Genomic DNA, 23,911 nt, shown 5'->3' on the forward strand with positions numbered 1-23,911 from the left:
ACGCTGCGGACCTTGACCCCGCATGTGAAAGGAACTGGACAATGAGCGGCATTCACGAATTCATCGACAGCGAAGTCAAGAACAACGACGTCGTTCTCTTCATGAAGGGCACGCCCCAGTTCCCGCAGTGTGGCTTCTCCGGCCAGATAGTCCAGATTCTCGATTATGTCGGCGTCGACTACAAGGGCATCAATGTCCTTGCCGATGCCGAGATCCGTCAGGGCATCAAGGACTATTCCAACTGGCCGACCATTCCGCAGCTCTATGTAAAGGGCGAGTTCATCGGCGGCTGTGATATCGTACGCGAAATGTTCCAGGCGGGCGAGTTGCAGCAACACCTTCAGGAACACGGCATCAGCGTTCGCGGCGCCGCCTGACCGGGCACCGGGCACCTCGTCCGGTTTCCATAGTTCAATTTGATCGAAAAGGCGCTGCCGCCGGGCGGCGCCTTGACATGTTTATGGGAACAAAACCGTGACGACTACATCCAAGGTTATGTCCCATGGGCAGCTGCCCATGGGCAAACGCGAGTTCATTGCGCTCGCGGCCTTCCTGATGGCGATCAACTCGCTCGCGATCGACATCATGCTGCCCGCCTTGCAGCAGATCGGCTCCAGCCTCGGCGTGATGAACGAGAATCACCGCCAGTATGTGGTGACGGCCTATCTGATCGGCTTCGGCTCGGCTCAGCTCGTTTACGGCCCCTTATCGGATCGCTTCGGCCGCCGCTTGCCTTTGCTGATCGGCATTACCGTCTACGTCGTCTCCGCCTTCGGCATTGCCCTTATTCCGTCCTTTGCCGGCCTGCTCGCCCTGCGCTTCATCCAGGGTCTCGGATCGGCGGCAACACGCGTTATCACCATTTCGATCGTCCGCGACGTCTTCGGCGGCCGGTTGATGGCCGAAGTCATGTCGCTGATCATGATGGTCTTCATGATCGTGCCTGTTATAGCGCCTGGAAGCGGCCAGATCATCTTGCTGATCAGCACCTGGCACATGATCTTCGTCTTCATCGGCACCATGGCGACACTTGTCGGTCTCTGGATGTACTTCCGTCTTCCCGAAACGCTGAAACCGGAAAACATCCGACCCCTGACGGTCAAATCCGTCGCGGCGGGCTTCCGCATCGTCCTGACGAACCGGGTGGCGCTCTGTTACACCCTTGCCAGCACGTTCCTGTTCGGGGCGCTGTTCGGCTTCATCAACTCGGCCCAGCAGATCTACAGCGGCATTTACGGGCTCGGCGTCTATACGCCCGTCGCCTTCGGCGGCGTAGCGCTGTTCATGGCCCTGTCATCCTTCATCAATTCGCAGCTCGTCGGCCGCTTCGGCATGCGGCGGCTGTCGCATGCGGCGCTGCTCGGCTTCTCCGTCGTGACCTTCATCTGGATGATCGTGCAGCTTTACGGCCCAGCGCCGATGCCCTTCCCGCTCTTCATGATCTTTTTCGCACTGGCGATGTTCCAGTTCGGCTGGATCGGCTCCAATTTCAACTCGCTCGCCATGGAGCCGCTCGGCCACGTCGCCGGGACCGCCTCCTCGGTGCTTGGCTTCATGAGCACTGTCGGCGGCGCATCGATCGGCGCCAGCATCGGCCAGTATTTCAACGGCACCGCGACGCCGATGGTGATCGGCTATTTCACCGTCTCGCTGATCGGTTTGATGTTCGTGCTGATTGCCGAAAAGGGCCGCCTCTTCCGCCCGCACAACGCGCCGCCTCCGGCTGATCAGTCCCTCGCTTTGCATTGACAGGCATATTCCAATGACCACTTCGCCTCAATCCCAGTCGCCGGAACAGTCCGGCTCCAACCGCATCGGTCTCGGCATCGTGGAATTCATCCTCATGATCGCCCTGATGACGGCCAGCATCTCCATGGGCATCGACAGCATGCTCCCGGCGCTGCCGAACATCGGCCAATCGCTTCATGTCGCCAACCCGAATGACACGCAGCTCGTCATCGGCGTCTACTTCCTGGGCTTCGGCATCTGCCAGCTCTTCTTCGGCAGCCTGTCGGACACCTATGGCCGCCGCCGCATCCTGCTCGGCGGCCTCGCCTTCTACACGGTGACGCTGTTTGCTGCTGCCTGGAGCGGCAATCTCTTCGCGCTGCTCGTCCTGCGCTTCGCCCAGGGTGTCGGCGCCGCGGCCGTGCGCATCACGACGCTTGCCATCGTGCGCGACTGCTTCGGCGGGCGCGAAATGGCTCGCGTCATGTCCTATGTGATGATCGTCTTCATGATCATGCCGATGGTTGCGCCTTTCGTCGGCCAGGTGATCGTTGCCTATTCCAACTGGCAATGGATCTTCATCCTGATCGGGATCGCCAGCGCCGGCCTTTTCCTGGTCGCCTTCTTCCGCATGAAGGAAACGCTTCCCGCCGAGGAGCGCCTGCCGCTTTCGGTCGCCTCCGTCCTTTCCGGCTTCAAGACGGTGCTGACCAACCGCATCACCTGCGGCTACATGATCGGCCTGACGCTCTATACCGGCGTCATTTGCGCCTACATCGTCTCCGTGCAGCAGGTTTTTGGCGAAGTCTACGGCCTTGGAGACACGTTCCCGATCGCCTTTGCGGCAACGGCAGCCGGCACTGCCGTGGCGCAGTTCGCCAACGGCTATTTCGTCCGCAGCTTCGGCATGCGCCGTATTTCTCATGCCGCCATGATCGTTTTCACCGTCCTTGGTGCTGTCGGCTATATCGTCGGCATGTTCGGTCAGCCAAGCTTCACCTTCATCTATATCCTGATTTCCGTAATGCTGATGATGTTCGCCGTCATCACCACCAACTGCATGGCGATCAGCCTGGAGCCGATGGGGCATCTGGCGGGCACGGCAGCCGCCATCACAAGCTCGATCTCCACGACAGTCGGCGTTCTCATCGGCGGCGTTGTCGGCCAGATGTTCGATGGTACGGCGCAGCCGCTGCTTGCCGGCTTCACCGTCTTCGGTGCGCTATCGATCCTGGCGACGCTCTGGGCGGAACGCGGCAAGCTCTTCACTCATCCGGGCGATGCGCCGACCCTAGAGCCGGGCATGGGCCACGTCTGATCGATGTCGCGTCCTCACACGCCGCGGCGCGGACGACTGACCCAGCGCACCGCCGCGGCGATCGCGAGCCCGAACAGCGGCCAGACCGCCCACGGCGTACCGTGCCAGGTGAAGAGATTGATCGCGACGATGCCGATGCTGGTGACGACAAGGCTGGCAATCGCCATATCGACCTGCTTGCTGCCACGAAGGACGCGATACGCCGTGACCCACAAAATGATGAGTATGGGCCATTTCGCCCAGAACTCGCCGTCCCACGTCAGCCCATTGAGTACGGCAAGGCCGATACAGACGATCAACGGGGTACCGTAATTAAGCCGCCAGTCCTGCAGCACAGATCCCCTCGCCACCACCTCGGGCGCCCGTGCCGGAGCTGGCTCCGGGCTGGATCGATAGTCTGAGGTGGTGGCATCGACCACCTGCACGCGGCCGATCCGCACCGCGTAGCTCGGCACGCCGCCGTCGATATTCTTGACATCGAGCTGGCCGAGGAAATCGAAGCCGACCGCCACCTTGTTACGGACCTGGTCGTAGACCGTGTTGGAAATGACGATACCACCCGGCACCGCGCGTGACTGCAGCCGCGCGGCAATATTGACGCCATCGCCATAGAGATCGTCGCCGTCGGCGATCACATCTCCAAGATTGAGACCGATGCGGAAGAGCATCTGCTTGTCGGGATCGCTGCCGGAATTATAACCGGCAATCTCGTTTTGCGTGTCGATTGCCGCGCGCACGGCTTCGACGACACTTGGAAATTCGGCAAACACGCCATCGCCCCAGGTATTGATGACCCGGCCGCCATGCGCCTCGATCAGCCGTTTCATCGCCTCGCGGTAGCGGCGAAGGGTCGAAAGCGTCCCCTCCTCGTCTTTCCCCATGAGGCGCGAATAATCCTGCACGTCGGCGCAGAAAATGGTGGTCAGCTTGCGGCTCGTCTCGGACATTTGTCTTCATCCTCGCGGCAAGCACCGACCAAGGCTCTTGCCTGTTAGAGCAAAGATAGCCTTCCAGGTACCATTTTCCAAGTGGGGCACCCCCGGCAATCCAATCGCAAAACCCGCCTAAACGGTGAAGACCTCGCGCCGCAGCAATTCCCAGGTGTCCTTGTCCACCGCAATCAGCAGCCCGCCGTCGAGGTGATGCGGCAAATAGGGCGAACCGTCGAAACGGCGGACGTAGGCGCCCGCTTCGGCAGAGATCAGCGATCCCGCCAGATGATCCCAGGGCATCAGCTTGTTGTACATGAGATAGTGCACATAGCCGCCGGCAAGCGTGCGGTATTCATGGGCCGCGCATCGATAACTGGTCGCGTAGCGCACCTTGGCAAGATTGCCCATGATCTCGGCGCGCTTTTCCTTGGGCAGATAGCCGGTGGCTGCCATGCCGACCAGCTCTTCCAGCGCGACCGGCGGAGCCGTGTTCAGACGCAGCATCTCGCCATCGGGCCGGCGCAACCATGCGCCGCTGCCGCGCTCCGCCAGCACCCAGTCGTCGCCCATCGGATCGAAGATGATACCGGCAACCGTTTCCCCTTTGGAGATCACCGAAGCCATGACGCCGAAAGCTGGAATGCCGGCTGCGAAATTGAACGTGCCGTCGACGGGATCGACGATGATGGCAAGGTCAGCGTCCGCCAGCTTCCCTAGCAGCGCCGGATCCGCCGCGACCGATTCCTCGCCGATGAAAAGCGCCTCGGGCCACAGCCGCGAAACCTCGGCCTTTACCATGCGCTCCGCACGCTCGTCGGCTTCCGTCACCAGATCGGTCGCCTCGCTCTTGGCGCGGACATCGTCGCTGCCAAGCCGGCGGAAACGCGGCAGGATCTCCGTCTGTGCCGCGCGGCGCAGCACGTGAGCAAGGGTCGTAACGTCAACGCGCGATGTCATGCTTTGTCCTTTCCCGTCAGGCGCCGATGATGTTGCGACGAATCATCCGCCAGCTTTCCTCATCCGGCGCGGAAATAATGCCGCCCACAGTTTCACCGGGTCTGTAGGGCGTGCCATCGAATTTGGCGGTAAAGCCGCCGGCTTCCTGATGCGCCAGCACGCCGGCAAGATGATCCCAAGGCATCAGCTTGGAATGGCCGATGAAATGCCATTTGCCTGATGCCGCCATCCAATATTCGTAAGCCGAGCAATTCAGCGAGAATGCCATTCGGGTCTTCGACAGATTGGCGCTGATGCGGGACCTATCCGGCTCCTCCATATGCGCCCAGGATATGGCGCCCGTCATTGCGCTCAGTGGAGCGGGGGCGGCAACGGAAAGCCGCCTTTCCTGCCCCGTTCGCCGGCACAGGAAAGTACCCGAACCCTTCATCGCAGTTACGGTGTCGCCGAGAACGGGATCATGAATGACGCTGGCGATCGTCTCGCCATTGGCGACCACCGCCACAATCGTGCCGAATACCGGCAGGCCGGCCGCGAAATTGAACGTGCCGTCGACAGGATCGATGGTAAAGGCCAGCCCCGCATGCGCCAGCGCGGGTACGACCGATTTGTCGGCCTCATAGGCCTCTTCGCCAACGATGAGGGCATCCGGGAAACGCGCCCTCAGCGCCGCAGTGATATGCTTTTCGGCCAGCAGATCGGCCTCTGTCACCAGATCGATGGCCGAGGTCTTTTCCGATATGTCGCCAGCGGCCAAATTGCGGAAGCGCGGGAGGATTTCCTGTGCCGCGGCTTCGGCGACAATCGTCATCAGGAAATCGAAATCTGTATCGGAGAAAGTCATCGGAGGCCTTTGCTTTGGAAGGGCCCCCTCTTATGCCCGATTCGATGACGATGGTGTGGCAAAACCAACTAATCTCAGTCGGTTCGTCCTGCAGAGGATCCGTCGGTCATCAATCCAGCGAAATCAAAGAGTTTCGGGTCGAGCAGATGCGAGGGATTCACATGCGCCAGCGCGCGCAGCATCGTGTCCTTGCGCCCCGGCATGCGCCGCTCGATATCCGCCAGCATGTCCTTCATGGCGTTGCGCTGCAGCCCGTCCTGCGAACCGCAGAGATCACAAGGAATGATCGGAAACTGCATGGCCGCGGCAAACTTGGCGAGATCGTCCTCCGCCGCATAGGCCAGCGGACGCAGCAGTATCAGATCGCCTTCGTCATTGAGCAGCTTTGCCGGCATGGAGGCCAGGCGGCCGCCATGGAAAAAGTTCATGAAGAAGGTTTCGAGAATATCCTCGCGATGATGGCCGAGCACCAGCGCGTCGCAACCCTCCTCACGGGCGATACGATAGAGATTGCCGCGACGCAGGCGCGAACAGAGCGAGCAATAGGTTGCGCCCTCGGGCACCTTCTCCTTCACGATCGAATAGGTGTCGCGATACTCAATGCGATGCGGAACGCCGATCTTCGTCAGGTATTCGGGCAGAATATGCTTCGGGAAATTCGGCTGGCCCTGGTCGAGATTGCAGGCGATCAGCTCCACCGGCAGCAGGCCGCGCCATTTGAGGTCGAGCAGGAGGGACAGCAGGCCATAGGAATCCTTGCCGCCGGAAAGGCCGATCAGCCAGCGCTTCTGTCCCTTCAGCATCTGGAAATCCTCCAGAGCCTGACGCACCTGCCGCAACAGTCGCTTGCGAAGCTTGTTGAAGGAAACAGACCGGGGCGCATCGAGGAACATCGGATGCACGGCGGAGCCGCCGTCCTCAGCCTCAATATCGATTTCGTCCGTGACAACAGTCGCGATATTCATTCCGTCATCCCCAACGCGGCACAGTCATATCTCGCCACGCTGATAGCAGAAAGCGGCACGAGAAGACATGAGTATCAATCACCAAAGACGGACCAGCCGGTACGGGCCGCCAGCATTTCCAACGCCACCGCGCCGAGTTGCGAATTGCCGACCTTGTTCAGACCCGGCGACCAGACGGCGATCGAACCGATACCGGGCGCCACGGCCAATATGCCGCCGCCGACGCCGCTCTTGCCGGGAAGACCGACATGATAGGCGAAATCGCCGGAGCCGTCATAATGGCCGCAGGTCAGCATCAGCGCATTGATGCGCCGCGCCCGTTTCGGCGAGACGACGGAATGGCCCGTTATCGGATTGCTGCCGCGCGCGGCAAGATAGAGCCCGGCCTTGGCAAGCTGCTGACAGCTCATCGAAAGAGCGCATTGATGGAAATAGACGCCGAGCACATGCTCGACCGGATGATGGAGATTGCCATAGGCGCGCATGAAATTCGCGAGCGCGAAATTGCGATAGCCCGTCTGTGTCTCAGAGCGCGCCACCCTGTCGTCGATGCTGATCGCTTCGTCGTCCGCCACATAGCGCACGAAGCGCAAGAGTTCGCCGATCGCTTCCCGCGGCTCATGTCCCGCCAGCACGATATCGCTGATGGCGATAGCACCCGCGTTGATGAAGGGATTGCGAGGAATGCCCTCCTCCCGCTCGAGCTGAACGATGGAATTGAAGGCCGTGCCGGACGGTTCGCGTCCCACACGATTCCACAAGCTCTCGCCGACTTTGCCCAGCGCCAGGGTCAGCATGAAGACCTTGGAGATACTCTGGATGGAGAAGGGAACGGCGGCGTCGCCGATGCTGTAGACATCGCCGTTGACCGTGGCGATCGCCATGCCGAACTGCTTCGGATCGATCTTTGCCAGTTCCGGAATGTAATCGGCAACCTTGCCCTCGCCGATGCGCGGCGAAAGCTCCGCATGAATGCCGTCGAGAATGGCCTGCAAATCCGTCATGAGGCGCTCCAAAGACAAAAAAGCCGCTCGAATCGAGCGGCTTTTTCATTCATCAAGAAAGTTATCCGCTTATTAACGCGAATAGAATTCGACGACCAGCTGCGGCTCCATGACGACGGCGTACGGCACATCGGCAAGGGTCGGAATGCGAGCGAAAGTCGCTACCATCTTGTTGTGGTCGGCTTCGATGTAGTCCGGAACGTCACGCTCAGCGAGACCTACCGATTCCAGGACGATCACGAGCTGCTTGGACTTTTCGCGAACTTCGATGACGTCGCCAGCCTTGCAGCGGTACGAACCGATGTTGACGCGAACGCCGTTGACCGTGACGTGGCCATGGTTGACGAACTGACGGGCTGCGAAGACGGTCGGAACGAACTTGGCGCGGTAGACGATCGCGTCGAGGCGCGATTCGAGCAGGCCGATCAGGTTTTCCGAGGTGTCGCCCTTGCGGCGGTTGGCTTCGTCGAAGGTGGCGCGGAACTGCTTTTCACGCAGGTCGCCGTAGTAACCCTTCAGCTTCTGCTTGGCGCGCAGCTGCACGCCGAAGTCGGAAAGCTTGCCCTTGCGGCGCTGGCCATGCTGGCCCGGGCCGTATTCGCGGCGGTTTACCGGGGACTTCGGACGGCCCCAGATATTTTCGCCCATACGGCGGTCAATTTTATACTTGGACGATTCGCGCTTGCTCATCGCATTTCCTTTCAAATGTTATGGCGGCTCGTTACCGAACCGCGAAGGAAACACGCCCTCCTCTGAACTCCATTTTCGAGCTCTGACAGGCTTCTCGCGTTAGCGAACGGACGAAGCCACGGGACATGTCAAATGAAACACCGGACATTTCTGCCCGGCGTTGGCGCGGTCTGTAAGGGGTCGTCATGAAAATGTCAACAGCAGGATCGGCGAGAAGCGCAGTTTCATTCCACATGCCCGATGCCGCGCCATTCCTCCGGCACATCCGATAACGCCGGCATCAAATCCGGCTCGGATGTCGCCTTTCGAAACTGCACGCCGTCTTCGGTCAAAGCGGATATCTGAATGGGAATGCCGCTGGCGTTGACCGCAAGCAGACCGACTATGTCCGGCGGCGCCGATCGAATATAGCGCTCCGCTCTCTCCAGCACTTCGACAAGCCTCTCGCGAATGACACTTGCCGTTAAGTCGATCGGAAGACCTTTCACGGAATCATAATCATCAGTCGAAACCGATAGTCCTCTTCGCCTAATTTCATCGATTATCTTGATTGGAGAATAATGCGGCGGTTTTCCTGAGGCTGCAGCAACGATCGCACCAAGCGGAGACAACCTTTCGTCGATCATCAACAAATCGACGAAATCCCGCGGCTTTGTCCGGGTTGATGCCGCTAGAACCTTGTTCACGGCAAGATCTGCAGGGTGAAGCCTCGCACCCCATTCCTCGTCTCGGATAAGCGGGAAAAAACGGGTTCGAGATTCGCTCATCCATTGGATGAGCGTATTCTCTTGCGCTTTGAAGACTTCCGCCTCGACGCAGCCATAGACATTTACCTCGACATAAACACGGAAACCGTCATTCCTGAGCGTTTCCATGTCCCGCTCGGCGACAGGACCGATTTCCTCGTCAGTATCTTGAAAGATGTCGATATCGTCGGACAGGCGAGGCCAGTTCATATTGAGGACAAGCCCACCTGCGACATAGCTGGTTTCCGAGCGATTTTTCGCGATGGAAGCCATAATCTCTTTTTGCAGCTTCGTCAGCGCCATCGCTTACCGCCCCATCTCGTCAAGCATGCGACGCCCTATGGCAAAGGCGCGTGCATCGCCGCGCTCCATCAGGGCATTGGCTATCACCTTCGCCTTTTGCGCCAAATCCGGCAGTCGATCCAGATCAATATTGTCAAGAAGGCGAGTGCCGTAGCGGTCGAGCGCTTCTTCGATATCCTCACGGAGGCGTTCTTTTCTCTGCCGATGTTCTACACGCATCTCCGCCGCTTGCGATAGGATATCGCTGCGGCGCGCTGCAGGCACCAGAACCTCCACCCTTACAAGGTCGGATGCTCCACCACTTTCCCGATATCGCTGGATCCTGTCACGCGCGGCCATGAATTCATCTCCTGCAGAGACAAAATATAAGCGTATCCCGGATACGGATCAAGAGCGCCGCATAAGCAGCTATTCCGCCGCCGCCTGCTCGCCGCTATTCAGATCGGGCGCATTGGCGTCACCCGGCGCGGTCTGCGACCCCATATCCGGAAAGGCGACAATACGCTTGCCCGAAAAATCCGTGTGAACGACGACGCTGCCCTGCTCCTCGAAATAGCTGAGGAGACGGCGCGCGCGGCGCGCCGAATGGGTGCCGTAGGCACGGGCGATGCGGGCATCGGATGGGCACGGCTCGCCACCGATGGCGGCTTTCGCCAGCATCAGGAAGACGCCCTGCAGGTCGTCGGTGACGCTGGAGGAAAGCGAGAGTGCCGTTGCCCACTGGTCGGTCGCCATGACCTCCTCATCCGCGCCGGAGCGCGCGATCGCCACGCGGCGGCGGAATTCCGACAGGCTCATGGGCGCACCGGGCACGCGGCGCATGCGCAAGCGAACGAGAAACTCCTGATAGAGCACTGAATCCGTTCGGAATCCCGAGGCCGGGTCGTCGAGGATTTCCGACAGCACGGCGCTTACCCTCGCCTCGCGGTCTTCGCTCGATATTTCAGGCTGGCTGACCTTCGGCTCAGCCGGAGCTGGGCCTGCCGCCGGCACGGAACGGGAAAGCTCGGCCAAAATGTCGGTCGTCGGCCGCGGCGCCGGCGTCGCGCGGCGGACAACGGGCCGCGTGAACTCTTCCGGATCCGGCGTGAAGATCAGGTCTTCCACATCCTGCGGCGCATCCGGCAGCGGCATCAGCTTCGGGCTGGAAGAACGCGCCGATGTTTCCACCGTGCCGATGGCGATCGGTAACGGCCGGCGTGACAGAGCCGGACCGAGGGCCACGAAATTGCCGCGCTTCAGATCGCGGAACATTTCCGCCTGCCTGCGATCCATGCCGAGAAGGTCGGCGGCGCGGGCCATGTCGATATCGAGGAAGGTACGGCCCATCAGGAAATTCGAGGCTTCCGCCGCAACGTTCTTGGCGAGCTTCGCCAGGCGCTGCGTCGCGATGACGCCGGCAAGGCCGCGCTTTCGTCCGCGGCACATCAAATTGGTCATGGCCCCGAGCGACATCTTACGCGCATCTTCCGAGACATCGCCGCCGACCGAGGGCGCAAACATCTGCGCCTCGTCGACCACGACAAGCACCGGATACCAGAATTCGCGATCGGCATCGAACATGCCGTTCAGGAAAGCGGCGGCGGCGCGCATCTGCTGCTCGATATCGAGCCCTTCGAGCGTCAGCACGCAGGAGACGCGATGCTGGCGGATGCGATTGGCGATACCGGCGAGTTCGGCTTCCGTGCGCTCGCCATCCACGACCACATGCCCGAACTTATCGGCCAGCGTGACGAAATCGCCTTCGGGATCGATGATGACCTGCTGCACCCATTGCGCCGATTGCTCCAGCAGTCGTCGCAGCAGATGCGATTTTCCGGAACCGGAGTTGCCCTGTACCAGAAGACGCGTCGCCAGCAGCTCCTCGATATCGAGCTGGGCGCTGGTCCCGCCGGACGCCGTTCCCATGTCGATGCCGACCTGCAATGCACTTCCCCTATGAGCAAGAATCAAACGCGGATGCGTCCCATCTTTCTGAAAGGACGCGCCCTCGTCTAGCAAAGATTTCCAAGCTTCGCGCCCGTGGATTGAAAAAACCCACAGGCGATTGCGAGACCTATCTGAACCGCAGATTGGCCCGTGATAGCTGGCTGACCGAGGTGCAGCCCATCAGCTTCATGTCGCGCTCGACCTCGATGCGCAGATGCCTGAGCGCGCGCTCGACGCCAGCCTGCCCGGCAGCGGCCAGCGGATAGAGATAGAAGCGCCCGAGACCCACGGCCTTGGCGCCGAGCGACAGGGCCTTCAGCACATGCGTACCGCGCTGGACGCCGCCATCCATCATGACATCGATGCGGTGACCGACGGCATCGACGATCTCCGCCAGCTGATCGAATGCGGAGCGCGAGCCGTCCAGCTGCCGGCCGCCATGGTTCGACAGCACGATGCCGGTACATCCGATATCGACCGCCCGCTTGGCATCCTCGACCGACATGATGCCCTTCAGGCAGAACTGTCCGTTCCAGTGCTTCACCATTTCGGCGACATCGTTCCAGTTCATCGACGGATCGAGCATCTCGGTAAAATACTTGCCGATCGACATGGCGCCGCCGCTCATATCCACATGTTCATCGAGCTGCGGCAGGCGGAATTTCTCGTGGGTGACATAGTTCAGCGCCCAGGCCGGCTTGATGGCAAACTGGGTCAGACCCGCCAGATTGAGCTTGAACGGAATGGAGAACCCGGTGCGAAGGTCGCGCTCGCGGTTGCCGCCGGTGATACTGTCGACCGTCAGCATCATCACGTTGACGCCGGCTTCCTTCGCCCGCTCCATCATCGTCCGGTTCAGCCCGCGATCCTTATGGAAATAGAACTGGTAGACCTGCGGCCCCGGGTACTTCCTGCGGATTTCCTCGAGGCTGACGGTGCCGAGTGAGGAGACGCCGAACATGGTGCCAAGCGAGGAAGCTGCGGCAGCGACCGCGTTCTCGCCCTGGTGGTGAAACAGCCGCTGCAGGGCCGTCGGCGAGCAATAGAAGGGCGTAGCGAGCCTTTGTCCCATGACGGTGACAGACATGTCGATCTCGCTGACCCCACGCAGGACATTGGGAACGAGATCGCAGCTTTCGAAGCTCGACGTGTTTCGCCGCAGCGTCACCTCGTCGTCGGCCGCGCCGTCGATATAGTTGAAGATCGGGCCGGGAAGACGCTTTTTCGCGAGGAGGCGAAAATCATGGAAATTGTGGCACTCACGCAGACGCATGGCTTGCCTCGACAACACTGCAATCATTCTCAAAAGACATCAAATATCGACCTCCCAATATCCCGCCGCTCAGTCCGATCTTGAACTACAGCCGGTGCAAGCGCGCTTCCCACTTGTAAAGCACATCCGGCTCCTTTTCCTCATTGCCTGCTCCATCAGACTCGTCAACCACGAAGAAGCCGTGTTTCTCGTAAAAGCGGCGCGCAGGCTCATTTCTCTGGAATGTCCAGAGCGAGAGCACCGGATAGGCCGACTTGGCGATATCGAGCAGGCGGCTGCCGATGCCGTGCCCTTGCGCCTCGGGCAAAACATAGAGCTGGTCGATCCAATCCTCGAGAAAGGCGATGACGCCGACCAGGCGACCGCCCTCTTCCGCGCCCCAGATCTGGCAGTCTTTGAAAACAACGGCGCTCCAGAAGCCAACATCCTCTTCCGGCATATGAAGGCCGGCAAGCGTCGGCAGGCGCTCGTTGAAGGAAGCGCGATGGACGGCCGCAGCAGCCGGCATGTCCGTGAGATCGAGTTTACGCAACGAAACCTTGTCAGTCATCATCAAACCTTGAGCCCAAAACCTTGCATCAGCCGTCGTGTTGGAAAATCCGGCGTCCCCGAAGTGAAGACAGCAAAGTCGAAATTGTCGGGATGGACGGCATCGGCTACCTGCGGTATCAGGCTGCGGGCACGCCTTGCGATCGCCTCGGCCGGATCGAGCCAGTCGACCGGCCATGGCGCGAGCCTGCGGAAGATATTGGCCATGAAAGGATAATGCGTGCAGGCCAGCACGACGATATCGGTCTTGCGGCCATCAATCTCGACAAAGCACTGCTCGATCTCCGTCATGATGGCTTCGTCGGCAATCACATCGCCGCGAATATAGGCTTCCGCCAGGCGAGCCAGGTTCTGCGACCCGACAAGCCGGACATGGCATTGGGTGGCGAAGGACTGGATGAGGTCGCGCGTATAGGCGCGCTTGACCGTGCCCGGCGTCGCCAGCACCGAGACGAGACCGGAGCGGGTCCGCTCGGCCGCCGGCTTGATCGCCGGTACGGTGCCGACAAACGTCATCCGTGGGAAGGTCGCGCGCAGGTCGGCGCCGGCAAGCGTGAAAGCCGTGTTGCACGCGATGACGCAGACTTCCGGATCATATTGGGCAAGCAGCTTCGCAAAGAGATCGACGATGCGCTCCTTCAGTGCCTGTTCCTCCCAGCTGCCATAGGGAAAACCGGCATCGTCGGCGATATAGATGAAACCGCGCTCCGGCATCAGCACGCGCGCTTCGCGCAGCACGGTCAAACCACCGATCCCTGAATCGAACACCAGGACCGGCTTCAGCTCATTCGCCGCTGCTGTCATCGTTTGTGGCTTTCTTCGATGGACTGGACGATCTGGGATGCGAGCCGCTGCCGCGAGGAGATTTCCGCGTGAAGCGGTCGAGAGACGAGATGACGCCGCGCAAAACGCTGATTTCCTGTTCGGTAAACGCCCGGCGCGACAGGACGGCGCGGAGATTGTCGACCATTGTTCGCTTTTTTGCGGCAGGATGGAAATAATTGCGGGCATCCAACGCCTCTTCGAGCTGGTCGAAGAGCCCAAAGAGCTGATCCTTCGTCGAAGGCCGCTGCTCGATCGCCTGGAAAGGCACGGCGCCGAGATCTTCCATGCCCGACTTCATCCATTCATAGGACATCAGCAGCACGGCCTGGGCGATGTTCAGGGAAGCGAAAGCGGGATTGACGGGGAAGGTCACGATCTCGTCGGCGAGTGCCACCTCCTCATTCGTCAGGCCCCAACGCTCGCGCCCAAAGAGGATGCCGGTACCCTCGCCGGCCTTGAACCGCGCACGAAGCGTCTCTGCCGCAACGACAGGCGAACGCACCGGCTTGTAGCCGTCCCGTTCCCGAGCTGTCGTCGCATAGATGAAATTGAGATCAGCAATTGCCTGCTCCAGCGTCTCGTAGACCTTGGTCGCCTCGATGATGTGATCCGCCTTCGAGGCGGTGGCCTGCGCCCTCTCGTTCGGCCAGCCATCGCGCGGATTGACGAGACGCAGCTCGACAAGCCCGAAATTCGCCATCGCGCGCGCCACCATGCCGATATTCTCGCCCATCTGCGGCTCGACCAGAATGATGGCCGGCCCTTCGGCCAGAAGTGTACGCTCGCTGTTCGTGCCTGCCATGATGTCTTGCTCTCCGCGCGCGAACCTTCTCGCGCAAATCATGGGTCGCAATAACGAGACACCAGCCGATCGGCAAGGTTTTTGCGCATCACTGGCTCAGCGAACCGCACCCGGCTATTGCGGATTGGCCGGCTTCTGCTGGTCCGTGGACTGTTGTTGCGGATCGGACGGCTGTTGCTGCTGTTGCTTGACGAGATCCTGCATCACGCTCTTGAGCGAGCTCGGATTGCCATTGTCGTCGTTGGTGACAATATCGTCCACGACGGGCCTGCCGCCCTCCTCGACGACCTCGAAGCGCACGGTCGTCACCTTCTGGTAGTCGGCATCGGACCCCATGCAGGTGGATTTCTTGAAGGTCGCCAGCACTTCGGTCGCATTGTTCTTGGGCGGCTGGGCGGCGATCTTCATGTCCTCCAACGGACAGGCATCCTGCGCATTGACGATGACGTCATAGTCGAAAGGCGAAATGCCATCCTCGTCGGCGGCGGGAAACTGCGCGGCCGCCTTATATTTCACTGCAAAATCCTTGCTGTAGAGATCCTTGAGCTTGTCGTCGTCGAAGATATCCTGCCAGTCGCTGTCGCCGCCCGCCCAGTTCGAAACGGTCGCGTCCATGATGGCCTTGACCGGCGTCGTGGCATCGGCGGCGAGCGCCATATGCGCGCCCAGGGAGAACTGAAAGAGGGTGAAGGCAAGCGCGGATGCGGCAAATTTCTGCATGACATGATTCCGTAATAACAGGCAAAACATGCGCGACATTAGTCCCATCGACCGCTTTGGCAATGGCCGGATCGCAAAAAGCCGGTGGTGTCACGAATGATCAAAAACGCCATGCCTGAGGCTCTATCGGCTTTGCGTTCCGCACTTGCGGTGCTATAGCCCTCGGGACTTCACATTACCCACAGGACCATCCGGTCCCATCAGCTTAAACGAGGCAGAAGCATGAAGAAGATCAAGGTCGCTAACCCCGTTGCCGATCTCGATGGCGACGAAATGACTCGCATCATCTGGCAGCTCATCAAAGAAAAACTGATCTTCCCCTACCTCGACATCGATATCGATTACTACGACCTCTCGGTCGAAAACCGCGACGCCACCAACGACCAGGTGACCGTCGATGCCGCCAATGCCATCAAGAAGTACGGCGTCGGCATCAAGTGCGCGACGATCACGCCGGATGAAGCCCGCGTGAAGGAATTCAACCTCAAGGAAATGTGGAAGAGCCCGAACGGCACGATCCGCAACATCCTCGGCGGCGTCATCTTCCGCGAGCCGATCATCTGCAAGAACGTTCCGCGCCTGGTTCCGGGCTGGACCCAGCCGATCGTCGTCGGCCGCCACGCTTTCGGCGACCAGTACCGCGCCACTGACTTCAAGTTCCCCGGCAAGGGCAAGCTGACCATCAAGTTCGTCGGCGAAGACGGCACGGTCATCGAGAAGGAAGTCTTCAACGCTCCTGGCGCCGGCGTTGCCATGGCCATGTACAACCTCGACGAGTCGATCCGCGAATTCGCCCGCGCCTCGATGATGTACGGCCTGATGCGCAAGTGGCCGGTCTACCTCTCGACCAAGAACACCATCCTCAAGGCCTATGACGGCCGCTTCAAGGACATCTTCGAAGAAGTCTACCAGGCCGAATTCAAGGCTCAGTTCGACGAAGCCGGCATCACCTACGAACACCGCCTGATCGACGACATGGTCGCCTCCGCCCTGAAGTGGTCCGGCGGCTATGTCTGGGCCTGCAAGAACTACGACGGCGACGTCCAGTCCGACACGGTCGCCCAGGGCTTCGGCTCGCTCGGCCTGATGACCTCGGTTCTCTTGACGCCGGATGGCAAGACGGTCGAAGCCGAAGCCGCGCACGGCACGGTGACCCGTCACTACCGCCAGCACCAGAAGGGCCAGGAAACGTCCACGAACTCGATCGCCTCGATCTTCGCCTGGACCCGTGGTCTCGCCCACCGCGCCAAGCTCGACGATAATGCCGAACTTGCGAAGTTCGCCGTAACGCTTGAGAAGGTCTGCGTCGATACCGTCGAAGCCGGCTTCATGACCAAGGATCTGGCACTGCTCATCGGCCCGGATCAGCCGTGGCTGTCGACCACCGCCTTCCTCGACAAGATCGACGAGAACCTCCAGAAGGCGATGGCTGCCTAAGCCTCGCCGACATCGGAACCAGAGAGAACCCGGCCTCAACGCCGGGTTTTCTTTTGCCCGGAATCTTGCCGCCGCGGCCAACCGATGGCAAGAATGCGCGCAACAAAAGGGAGAGAGAGATGGCTGAAGAACTCGTTTTCTATACCAACCCGATGTCGCGCGGACGCATTGCCCGCTGGATGCTCGAGGAGACCGGCCAGCCCTACCGCACCGAATATCTCGACTACGGCACGACGATGAAGGCGCCGGAATATCTTGCGGTCAACCCCATGGGCAAGGTGCCGGCCATCAAGCATGGCGATACCGTCGTTACCGAAGGTGCCGCCATCTGCGCCTATCTGGCGGAAACATTCCCGCAAGCCGGCCTTGCGCCGACCGCATCCGAACGCGGCAACTACTTCCGCTGGATGTTCTTCGCGGCCGGCCCGATGGAGATGGCGGTGACCAACCGCGCCCTCGGCTTCGAAATTCCCGCCGAACGCCTGCGCATGGCGGGCTGCGGCAGCCTCGACCACGTTTTCGACGCGCTGGAACTGGCCGTTACCGCCTCACCCTTCATCGCCGGCGACCGCTTCACGGCCGCCGACGTCTATGTCGGTTCTCATGTCGGCTGGGGCCTCAACTTCGGCACCATCGAAAAGCGCCAGGCTTTCATCGACTATTGGGGCCGGGTCAGCGACCGCGACGCCTATCGCCGTGGCAACGAGATTGACAATGCCGCCATGCCAAAGCCGGCTAATCTCTGAAAATACAAGGTATTAAGAGGAAACTTTCAATCGAGGTCATATGCCGCTATTGCAGCGGCATATAAATATCGGTCAATAGCTCCGTCGGCGGGACGTCGCGCGGGTTGTTGATATATTCCTCGAACATGACGGCATCGCGGAGCTGCCGTCCCGAGGCCGGCAGCCATTGCGCGTACAGCCATTGATAGGCCTTGTGCATGTCGGCATAGGGACCCTTGTGGCGCAACACGGCGTACTCGCCGCCATCGAGAGAGCGACGCTCCAACGGCATATCTAGGGTCATTCCTTGGCCAGCGGTGACGCAGGCAAAGGAACGCAGCTTGTCCGTCTCCACGACATCGGGATCGTCGAGATAGACGCCGATCATGCGCATATCCGGCCCAGCGAGGCGGCGAGCAAAGATGGTGCCGAACAAGGTTTCGAAAGCCTGGCCGATCTGCATATAGGAGCCGCGATGAGCGACACCGACGAGTGACATCGGGGAGATGGTGCGAAGCGTAACGTCGAACATGACCGTAATCCTTCCTTAGGTACTGGGTTCGAAGATCGTATGGCTTCCCTCATTCCGATATCGCGCCGGCGGCATGCCGTAGACGGATCTGAAGATGCGGTTGAATGACTGGAGGTTGGGATAGCCCGACCGCTTTGCAATGTCGCTGACGGATAGACGGGTGTTGACGAGATCGCCGGCGGCACGGTGCAGCCGCAGCCGCTTGACGGTTGCCGCCGCCGTCTCGCCATAGATCGCCCGATAGATCCTGTGCCAGTGATAGCTGGACATGCAGGCGATCTCCGCCAGCTTTTCCATGTCGAGCTCGTCATCCAGATGCTCGTGGATATAGGCAGAAACCCGCCGCAGCCGGGTCTCGTAAAGCGTCCACGCCGTTCCGCCTGTCATGTCAAACCCCTTGCAAATCGATCGGCCCGACAAGAGCATAACCCGATTTGACAAATCCTGCGGAGTTGGATGCACAAAGAAAAATGGCGAATGCCGCAGCATCCGCCATTTTCGCTATCGTAAGAAAATAGAGCCGTTAGCCGGCGAGTGCAGCGGCAATCGCCTCGATCGCCTCATCAGCCTTGGCGCCATCCGGGCCGCCGGCCTGCGCCATGTCGGGACGGCCGCCGCCGCCCTTGCCGCCGAGGGCGGCTGACGCGACGCGGACGAGATCGACGGCGCTGATGCGGCCGATCAGGTCTTCGGTGACGGCGACAACGGCGCTAGCCTTGCCATCTTCGGAAACGCCGATCAGCGCGACCACGCCCGAGCCAAGGCCTGCCTTGGCCTCATCCGCCAGACCCTTTAGGTCCTTGGGATCGACGCCGGAAATGGCCTTGCCGAGGAACTTGACGCCGTTGACTTCGCGAACGGCGTCAGCGGAACTACCCTGGCCGCCGCCCATGGCAAGCTTGCGCTTGGCATCGGCCAATTCGCGCTCCAGCTTGCGGCGCTCGTCCATCAGAGTTTCGACGCGCGAAACGACCTCACCAGGCTGAACCTTCAGCGTCGAGGCGAGGTTTTTCACGCGCTCGTCCTGCTCCGCGAGATAGGCAAGCGCGGATTCGCCAGTGACAGCTTCGATACGGCGCACACCGGCCCCGACGGCGCTATCGCCGAGGATGCGCACGAGACCGATCTGGCCCGTGGCCGACACATGCGTACCGCCGCAAAGCTCGATGGAATAGGGCTTGCCGGTCTTGGCGCCACGCACGCCCTGCCCCATCGATACGACGCGGACTTCATCGCCGTACTTCTCGCCGAACAGCGCCATCGCGCCTTCCGCGATCGCATCGTCGACGCTCATCAGGCGGGTCGTCACCGGCGAATTCTGCAGGATGATCTCGTTCGCCATCTCCTCGACGACCTTCAGCTCCTCAGCCGACATCGGCTTCGGATGCGACACGTCGAAGCGCAGGCGCTCGGGCGCAACCAGCGAGCCCTTCTGGGCGACATGCGTGCCCAGCACTTCGCGCAGTGCCTCATGCAGCAGGTGGGTGGCGGAATGGTTGGCGCGCAGGCGCGAGCGTCTGGCGTGATCGACCGTCAGCACGACGGCATCGCCCACCTTGATCGTTCCTTCCGAAACCTCGGCTAGGTGAACGAAAAGGCCTTCGCCCTTTTTCTGAGTGTCGCCCACCGTCAGCTTGCCGTTGTCGCCGGAGATGGCGCCCGTATCGCCCATCTGGCCGCCGGATTCGCCATAGAACGGCGTCTGGTTGACGATGATCTGTACCTTTTCGCCGGCAGAGGCGCTGTCGACGGCAACGCCATCCCTGACGATTGCCTGGATCACGCCTTCGGCAGATTCCGTGTCATAGCCGAGGAATTCAGTCGCACCATTCTTTTCCTTGAGCTCGAACCAGATGGTTTCGGTTGCCTTGTCGCCGGATCCGGTCCAATGCGAACGCGCCTCGGCCTTCTGCCGCTCCATGGCATCGGCGAAGCTGGAAATATCGACGCCGATGCCGCGGGCGCGCAGTGCGTCCTGCGTCAGATCCAGCGGGAAGCCATAGGTGTCGTAGAGCTTGAAAGCCGTTTCGCCGTCCAGGCTGTCGCCCTTGTGCAGGTCCGAGGTGGCATCGTTCAGCAACGACAGGCCGCGTTCCAGCGTCTTGCGGAAACGGGTTTCCTCGAGCTTCAGTGTCTCGGAGGTCAGCGCCTCGGCGCGCACCAGCTCGGGATAGGCGCGACCCATCTGCTGGATCAACGCCGGCAGCAGCCGCCACATCAAGGGTTCCTTGGCACCGAGCAGCTGCGCATGGCGCATGGCGCGGCGCATGATGCGGCGAAGCACATAGCCTCGGCCTTCATTCGACGGCAGCACGCCATCGGCAATCAGGAAAGCGGAGGAACGCAGGTGGTCGGCGATGACGCGATGACTGGCGCGATGCTCGCCCTCGGCCTTCACGCCGGTTGCCTCTTCGGAAGCTTCGATCAGCGCGCGAAAGAGATCGATATCGTAATTGTCATGTTTGCCTTGCAGCAAGGCGGCAACGCGCTCGAGACCCATGCCGGTGTCGATTGACGGACGCGGCAGGTCGACGCGCTCCTGCTTGCTAATCTGCTCGAACTGCATGAACACGAGATTCCAGATCTCGATGAACCGGTCGCCGTCCTCTTCCGGAGAACCCGGAGGGCCGCCCCAGATATGATCGCCATGATCGTAGAAGATTTCTGAACAGGGACCACAGGGGCCGGTATCGCCCATCGCCCAGAAATTGTCGCTGGTGGGGATGCGGATAATCTTGTCGTCCGAAAGCCCAGCGATCTTCTTCCAGAGATTAAAGGCGTCGTCATCGGTGTGATAGACCGTCACCAGCAGACGCTTGGCGTCGATCCCGAATTCCTTGGTGATCAGGTTCCAGGCAAGCTCGATGGCCTGCTCCTTGAAATAGTCGCCAAAGGAGAAATTGCCGAGCATCTCGAAGAAGGTGTGGTGGCGCGCGGTGTAGCCGACATTGTCGAGGTCGTTGTGCTTGCCGCCGGCACGCACGCATTTCTGCGCCGTCGAAGCCGTCTTGTACGAGCGCTGCTCCAGACCGGTGAAAACGTTCTTGAACTGCACCATGCCGGCATTGGTGAACATCAATGTCGGATCGTTGCGCGGTACGAGTGGGCTCGACGGCACGATCTCGTGGCCGTTTTTCTTAAAATAGTCGAGGAAGGTCGACCGGATTTCATTCACACCGCTCATATTGGGCCCTTCAGTACTGCGCTCAGCAACTTGCGTCAAAGTCAGTGGCTTTTATCGTTCGCTCCGGGCGCTGTCCAGCCGCACGAACAAAACCGGCCGCACATCCCTTGGACAATGCGGCCGGTCTCAAATTTTAGTGTCATATCAAGCCAGGAATTGCTCCCGGAAATCATTATTCCCCGGAAGCGTCGCCATCATCGGCATCCGGACCGCCATTTTGCAAGAAGCGATCGGCGATCAAGCCGGCATTCTGGCGCAGCGACAATTCGATTTCGCGCGAGAGATCCGGATTGTCGCGCAGGAAGATTTTCGCATTCTCGCGGCCCTGGCCAAGGCGCTGGCTGTTATAGGAGAACCAGGCACCCGACTTCTCGACGATGCCGGCCTTGACCCCGAGATCGACCAGCTCGCCAGTCTTGGAAACGCCCTCGCCATACATGATGTCGAACTCGACCTGCTTGAAGGGAGGCGCCATCTTGTTCTTGACGACCTTCACGCGGGTCTGGTTGCCGATCACCTCTTCACGCTCCTTGACGGCGCCGATGCGGCGGATATCGAGGCGAACCGAGGCATAGAACTTCAGCGCGTTACCGCCCGTCGTCGTTTCCGGCGAGCCGAACATGACGCCGATCTTCATGCGGATCTGGTTGATGAAGATCACCATGGTCTTGGACTTCGAGATCGAAGCCGTGAGCTTGCGCAGCGCCTGGCTCATCAAACGAGCCTGCAGACCGGGAAGACTGTCGCCCATCTCGCCCTCGATTTCGGCGCGCGGCGTCAATGCCGCAACGGAGTCGACGACGAGGACGTCGATCGCGCCGGAGCGAACCAGCGTATCGGTGATTTCAAGCGCCTGTTCGCCGGTATCGGGCTGCGAGATCAGAAGGTTCTGCAGGTCGACGCCGAGCTTGCGGGCATAGACCGGATCGAGCGCATGTTCCGCGTCCACGAAAGCGCAGATGCCGCCCTTCTTCTGGGCCTCTGCAATGGTCTGCAGAGCCAGCGTCGTCTTACCCGAGCTTTCCGGCCCATAGATTTCGACAATGCGGCCCTTCGGCAAACCGCCGATTCCGAGGGCAATATCGAGGCTCAGCGAGCCGGTGGAAACCGTTTCGATTTCGACCACGTTCTCGTTAGAGCCGAGCTTCATGATCGAGCCCTTGCCGAACGACCGCTCAATTTGAGAGAGCGCCGCTTCAAGTGCCTTGCTTTTATCCACCGATTTGTCCTCTACAAGCCGCAAAGAATTCTGAGACATCCGATCCACCTTTAGGTTATTGAAGCCGCTCTAGCAATGTCGCCGCCGATGAGAATTCTGTACTCTATTTGTTCTCTTATCGCAAGAGCACAACAAGCAATTGAAAGAAAAAGGTAAAATGAATTCCGTTCTATTTTTGTTTTCTTCTTTCTTCCCAGGCACTTGCATGGCCGGGACGGTGAATTGCGAGATGTTATCGACCCGTCCGATTCGTCTTTTCGATTGCTGAGGAAAACCATATGGCGAAGAAGATTCTCGTTCTCGGCGGCGCCCATATCGACCGGCGCGGCCGCATATTCGGCGAGACCGCACCCGGCGCCAGCAATCCCGGCGCATGGTTCGAAGAGCCCGGCGGCGGCGGCTTCAATGCGGCCAGAAATCTAGCCCGCCTGGGCTTCGACGTGCGGTTGATCTCGCCCCGCGGCGGCGATCCCTCCGGCGAGATCGTGGCGGAAGCGGCCAGCCACGCCGGCATCGACGACCGGCCCTTCGTTTTCCTCGATCGCAAGACGCCGAGCTATACGGCGATCCTCGAACGCGACGGCAATCTGGTCATCGCGCTTGCCGACATGGAACTCTACAAGCTGTTCGTCCCGAGACGTCTGGCGATTCGCGCCGTTCGCGATGCCTTTGAAGAGACCGATCTCGTTCTCTGCGACGCCAATCTGCCGGCCGAAACATTAGCCGCGATCGCGGCAAGAGCGGCCGCATGCGGCAAGCCCGTCGCGGCAATCGCGATCTCGCCGGCGAAAGTCGTGCGGCTCAAGCCAAGCCTTGCCGGCATCGACCACCTGTTCCTCAACGAAGCCGAGGCCGCCGCGCTGACCGAAAATCGCCCGGAAGACCCGCTCGAATGGGTGAACGGATTGCGCGCCCTCGGCCTGCGCAATGGCGTCATCACCCGCGGCGGGCGCCCGCTGATCGCATTTTCCCGCGATCTCGTCGTCAGCCTGCAGCCGCCCGTCGTCGACGATGTCGCCGATGTCACCGGGGCGGGAGATTCTCTTGCCGCAGGCGTTCTCTCAGCCTTGCTTGCCGGCCACGACCTCGCGGAAGCTGTCCGCCACGGTGCGGCAGCCGCAGCGATCACCGTGCAATCATCCTTGGCCACCGCCGAAAATCTGTCTCCGGAGCTTTTGAAGACGATGTTGGCCCTTGTTCCCAAGGCCGAAATTCTGTCATGAAGCCTG

The 23,911-nt window shown here is 60.5% G+C and carries 22 protein-coding genes and 1 pseudogene; 6 read left to right on the forward strand and 17 right to left on the reverse strand.

Translation table 11 applies throughout. From position 1 onward, the window contains the following. Positions 1-41 precede the first annotated feature (41 nt). From grxD to CCGE531_RS10690, 3 genes are all read left to right on the forward strand, one after another. Positions 42-377 (forward strand): Grx4 family monothiol glutaredoxin, encoded by a 336-nt coding sequence (gene grxD / locus CCGE531_RS10680; RefSeq protein WP_120664132.1) that lies wholly within the window; start codon positions 42-44, stop codon positions 375-377. 139 nt (positions 378-516) lie between these two features. Continuing rightward, positions 517-1,749, forward strand: a complete 1,233-nt coding sequence (locus CCGE531_RS10685; RefSeq protein WP_120666709.1) for a multidrug effflux MFS transporter — start codon at positions 517-519, stop codon at positions 1,747-1,749. Between the two features lie 13 nt (positions 1,750-1,762). Further along, complete coding sequence (locus CCGE531_RS10690) at positions 1,763-3,046, forward strand: multidrug effflux MFS transporter (protein WP_120664133.1); 1,284 nt, start codon at positions 1,763-1,765, stop codon at positions 3,044-3,046. A 14-nt stretch (positions 3,047-3,060) separates the two neighbouring features. Here the strand turns inward: CCGE531_RS10690 and CCGE531_RS10695 are convergent, their stop codons facing one another. The 14 genes from CCGE531_RS10695 to CCGE531_RS10760 all read right to left on the reverse strand — a co-directional run bounded on the left by CCGE531_RS10695 (position 3,061) and on the right by CCGE531_RS10760 (position 15,585). Further along, a complete protein-coding gene (locus CCGE531_RS10695; protein WP_120664134.1) occupies positions 3,061-3,993 on the reverse strand; it encodes an adenylate/guanylate cyclase domain-containing protein in 933 nt (310 codons plus the stop codon). A 117-nt stretch (positions 3,994-4,110) separates the two neighbouring features. After that, positions 4,111-4,935 (reverse strand): inositol monophosphatase family protein, encoded by an 825-nt coding sequence (locus CCGE531_RS10700; RefSeq protein ID WP_120664135.1) that lies wholly within the window; start codon positions 4,933-4,935, stop codon positions 4,111-4,113. Between the two features lie 16 nt (positions 4,936-4,951). Beyond that, positions 4,952-5,779, reverse strand: coding sequence for an inositol monophosphatase family protein (locus tag CCGE531_RS10705; protein WP_120664136.1), 828 nt, complete (start codon positions 5,777-5,779; stop codon positions 4,952-4,954). A 74-nt stretch (positions 5,780-5,853) separates the two neighbouring features. After that, the gene (gene ttcA, locus CCGE531_RS10710) at positions 5,854-6,744 is read right to left on the reverse strand and encodes a tRNA 2-thiocytidine(32) synthetase TtcA (RefSeq protein WP_120664137.1); all 891 of its coding nucleotides are present in this window, start codon (positions 6,742-6,744) and stop codon (positions 5,854-5,856) included. Positions 6,745-6,818: 74 nt separating this feature from the next. Continuing rightward, positions 6,819-7,748: a glutaminase gene (locus tag CCGE531_RS10715; protein ID WP_120666711.1), complete on the reverse strand. Its 930-nt coding sequence runs from the start codon at positions 7,746-7,748 to the stop codon at positions 6,819-6,821. Positions 7,749-7,820: 72 nt separating this feature from the next. Then, the gene (gene rpsD, locus CCGE531_RS10720; protein WP_120664138.1) at positions 7,821-8,438 is read right to left on the reverse strand and encodes a 30S ribosomal protein S4; all 618 of its coding nucleotides are present in this window, start codon (positions 8,436-8,438) and stop codon (positions 7,821-7,823) included. A 224-nt stretch (positions 8,439-8,662) separates the two neighbouring features. Next, positions 8,663-9,487, reverse strand: coding sequence for a hypothetical protein (locus CCGE531_RS10725; protein WP_162943886.1), 825 nt, complete (start codon positions 9,485-9,487; stop codon positions 8,663-8,665). Positions 9,488-9,490: 3 nt separating this feature from the next. Beyond that, positions 9,491-9,826 carry a hypothetical protein gene (locus CCGE531_RS10730; RefSeq protein ID WP_120664139.1) on the reverse strand — a complete coding sequence of 112 codons (336 nt, stop codon included), beginning with the start codon at positions 9,824-9,826 and terminating at the stop codon, positions 9,491-9,493. A gap of 69 nt (positions 9,827-9,895) precedes the next feature. After that, positions 9,896-11,413 carry an ATP-binding protein gene (locus tag CCGE531_RS10735; RefSeq protein ID WP_120664140.1) on the reverse strand — a complete coding sequence of 506 codons (1,518 nt, stop codon included), beginning with the start codon at positions 11,411-11,413 and terminating at the stop codon, positions 9,896-9,898. Positions 11,414-11,543: 130 nt separating this feature from the next. Next, a complete protein-coding gene (locus tag CCGE531_RS10740; RefSeq protein WP_120664141.1) occupies positions 11,544-12,689 on the reverse strand; it encodes an alpha-hydroxy acid oxidase in 1,146 nt (381 codons plus the stop codon). Between the two features lie 85 nt (positions 12,690-12,774). After that, on the reverse strand, positions 12,775-13,239 hold the full coding sequence (locus CCGE531_RS10745) for a GNAT family N-acetyltransferase (RefSeq protein ID WP_120666715.1): 465 nt from the start codon (positions 13,237-13,239) through the stop codon (positions 12,775-12,777). Positions 13,240-13,241: 2 nt separating this feature from the next. Beyond that, complete coding sequence (gene murI / locus CCGE531_RS10750; RefSeq protein WP_120664142.1) at positions 13,242-14,042, reverse strand: glutamate racemase; 801 nt, start codon at positions 14,040-14,042, stop codon at positions 13,242-13,244. Then, positions 14,023-14,865, reverse strand: coding sequence for an RNA methyltransferase (locus tag CCGE531_RS10755; RefSeq protein ID WP_120664143.1), 843 nt, complete (start codon positions 14,863-14,865; stop codon positions 14,023-14,025). Before CCGE531_RS10755 ends, murI begins: the two co-directional genes overlap by 20 nt. A 114-nt stretch (positions 14,866-14,979) precedes the next feature. Beyond that, on the reverse strand, positions 14,980-15,585 hold the full coding sequence (locus tag CCGE531_RS10760; protein WP_205586435.1) for a hypothetical protein: 606 nt from the start codon (positions 15,583-15,585) through the stop codon (positions 14,980-14,982). 222 nt (positions 15,586-15,807) lie between these two features. Here CCGE531_RS10760 and CCGE531_RS10765 point away from each other — a divergent pair, with 222 nt between their 5' ends. Both CCGE531_RS10765 and CCGE531_RS10770 read left to right on the forward strand, forming a co-directional pair. After that, positions 15,808-17,022 carry an NADP-dependent isocitrate dehydrogenase gene (locus CCGE531_RS10765; RefSeq protein ID WP_120664144.1) on the forward strand — a complete coding sequence of 405 codons (1,215 nt, stop codon included), beginning with the start codon at positions 15,808-15,810 and terminating at the stop codon, positions 17,020-17,022. 119 nt (positions 17,023-17,141) lie between these two features. Next, the gene (locus CCGE531_RS10770) at positions 17,142-17,768 is read left to right on the forward strand and encodes a glutathione S-transferase family protein (protein WP_120664145.1); all 627 of its coding nucleotides are present in this window, start codon (positions 17,142-17,144) and stop codon (positions 17,766-17,768) included. 46 nt (positions 17,769-17,814) lie between these two features. On the opposite strand, the pseudogene CCGE531_RS10775 reads toward CCGE531_RS10770, so the two are convergent. From CCGE531_RS10775 to recA, 3 genes and pseudogenes are all read right to left on the reverse strand, one after another. Next, a pseudogene (locus CCGE531_RS10775) lies at positions 17,815-18,666 on the reverse strand (AraC family transcriptional regulator). A gap of 136 nt (positions 18,667-18,802) precedes the next feature. After that, positions 18,803-21,463 carry an alanine--tRNA ligase gene (alaS, locus tag CCGE531_RS10780; RefSeq protein WP_120664146.1) on the reverse strand — a complete coding sequence of 887 codons (2,661 nt, stop codon included), beginning with the start codon at positions 21,461-21,463 and terminating at the stop codon, positions 18,803-18,805. A gap of 172 nt (positions 21,464-21,635) precedes the next feature. Then, positions 21,636-22,721 (reverse strand): recombinase RecA, encoded by a 1,086-nt coding sequence (recA, locus tag CCGE531_RS10785; RefSeq protein ID WP_120664147.1) that lies wholly within the window; start codon positions 22,719-22,721, stop codon positions 21,636-21,638. 239 nt (positions 22,722-22,960) lie between these two features. Here recA and CCGE531_RS10790 point away from each other — a divergent pair, with 239 nt between their 5' ends. Then, a complete protein-coding gene (locus CCGE531_RS10790; RefSeq protein WP_120664148.1) occupies positions 22,961-23,905 on the forward strand; it encodes a carbohydrate kinase family protein in 945 nt (314 codons plus the stop codon). Positions 23,906-23,911: the final 6 nt, after the last annotated feature.

Origin of the sequence: Rhizobium sp. CCGE531 (assembly GCF_003627795.1) — a bacterium.
GTDB lineage: Bacteria > Pseudomonadota > Alphaproteobacteria > Rhizobiales > Rhizobiaceae > Rhizobium.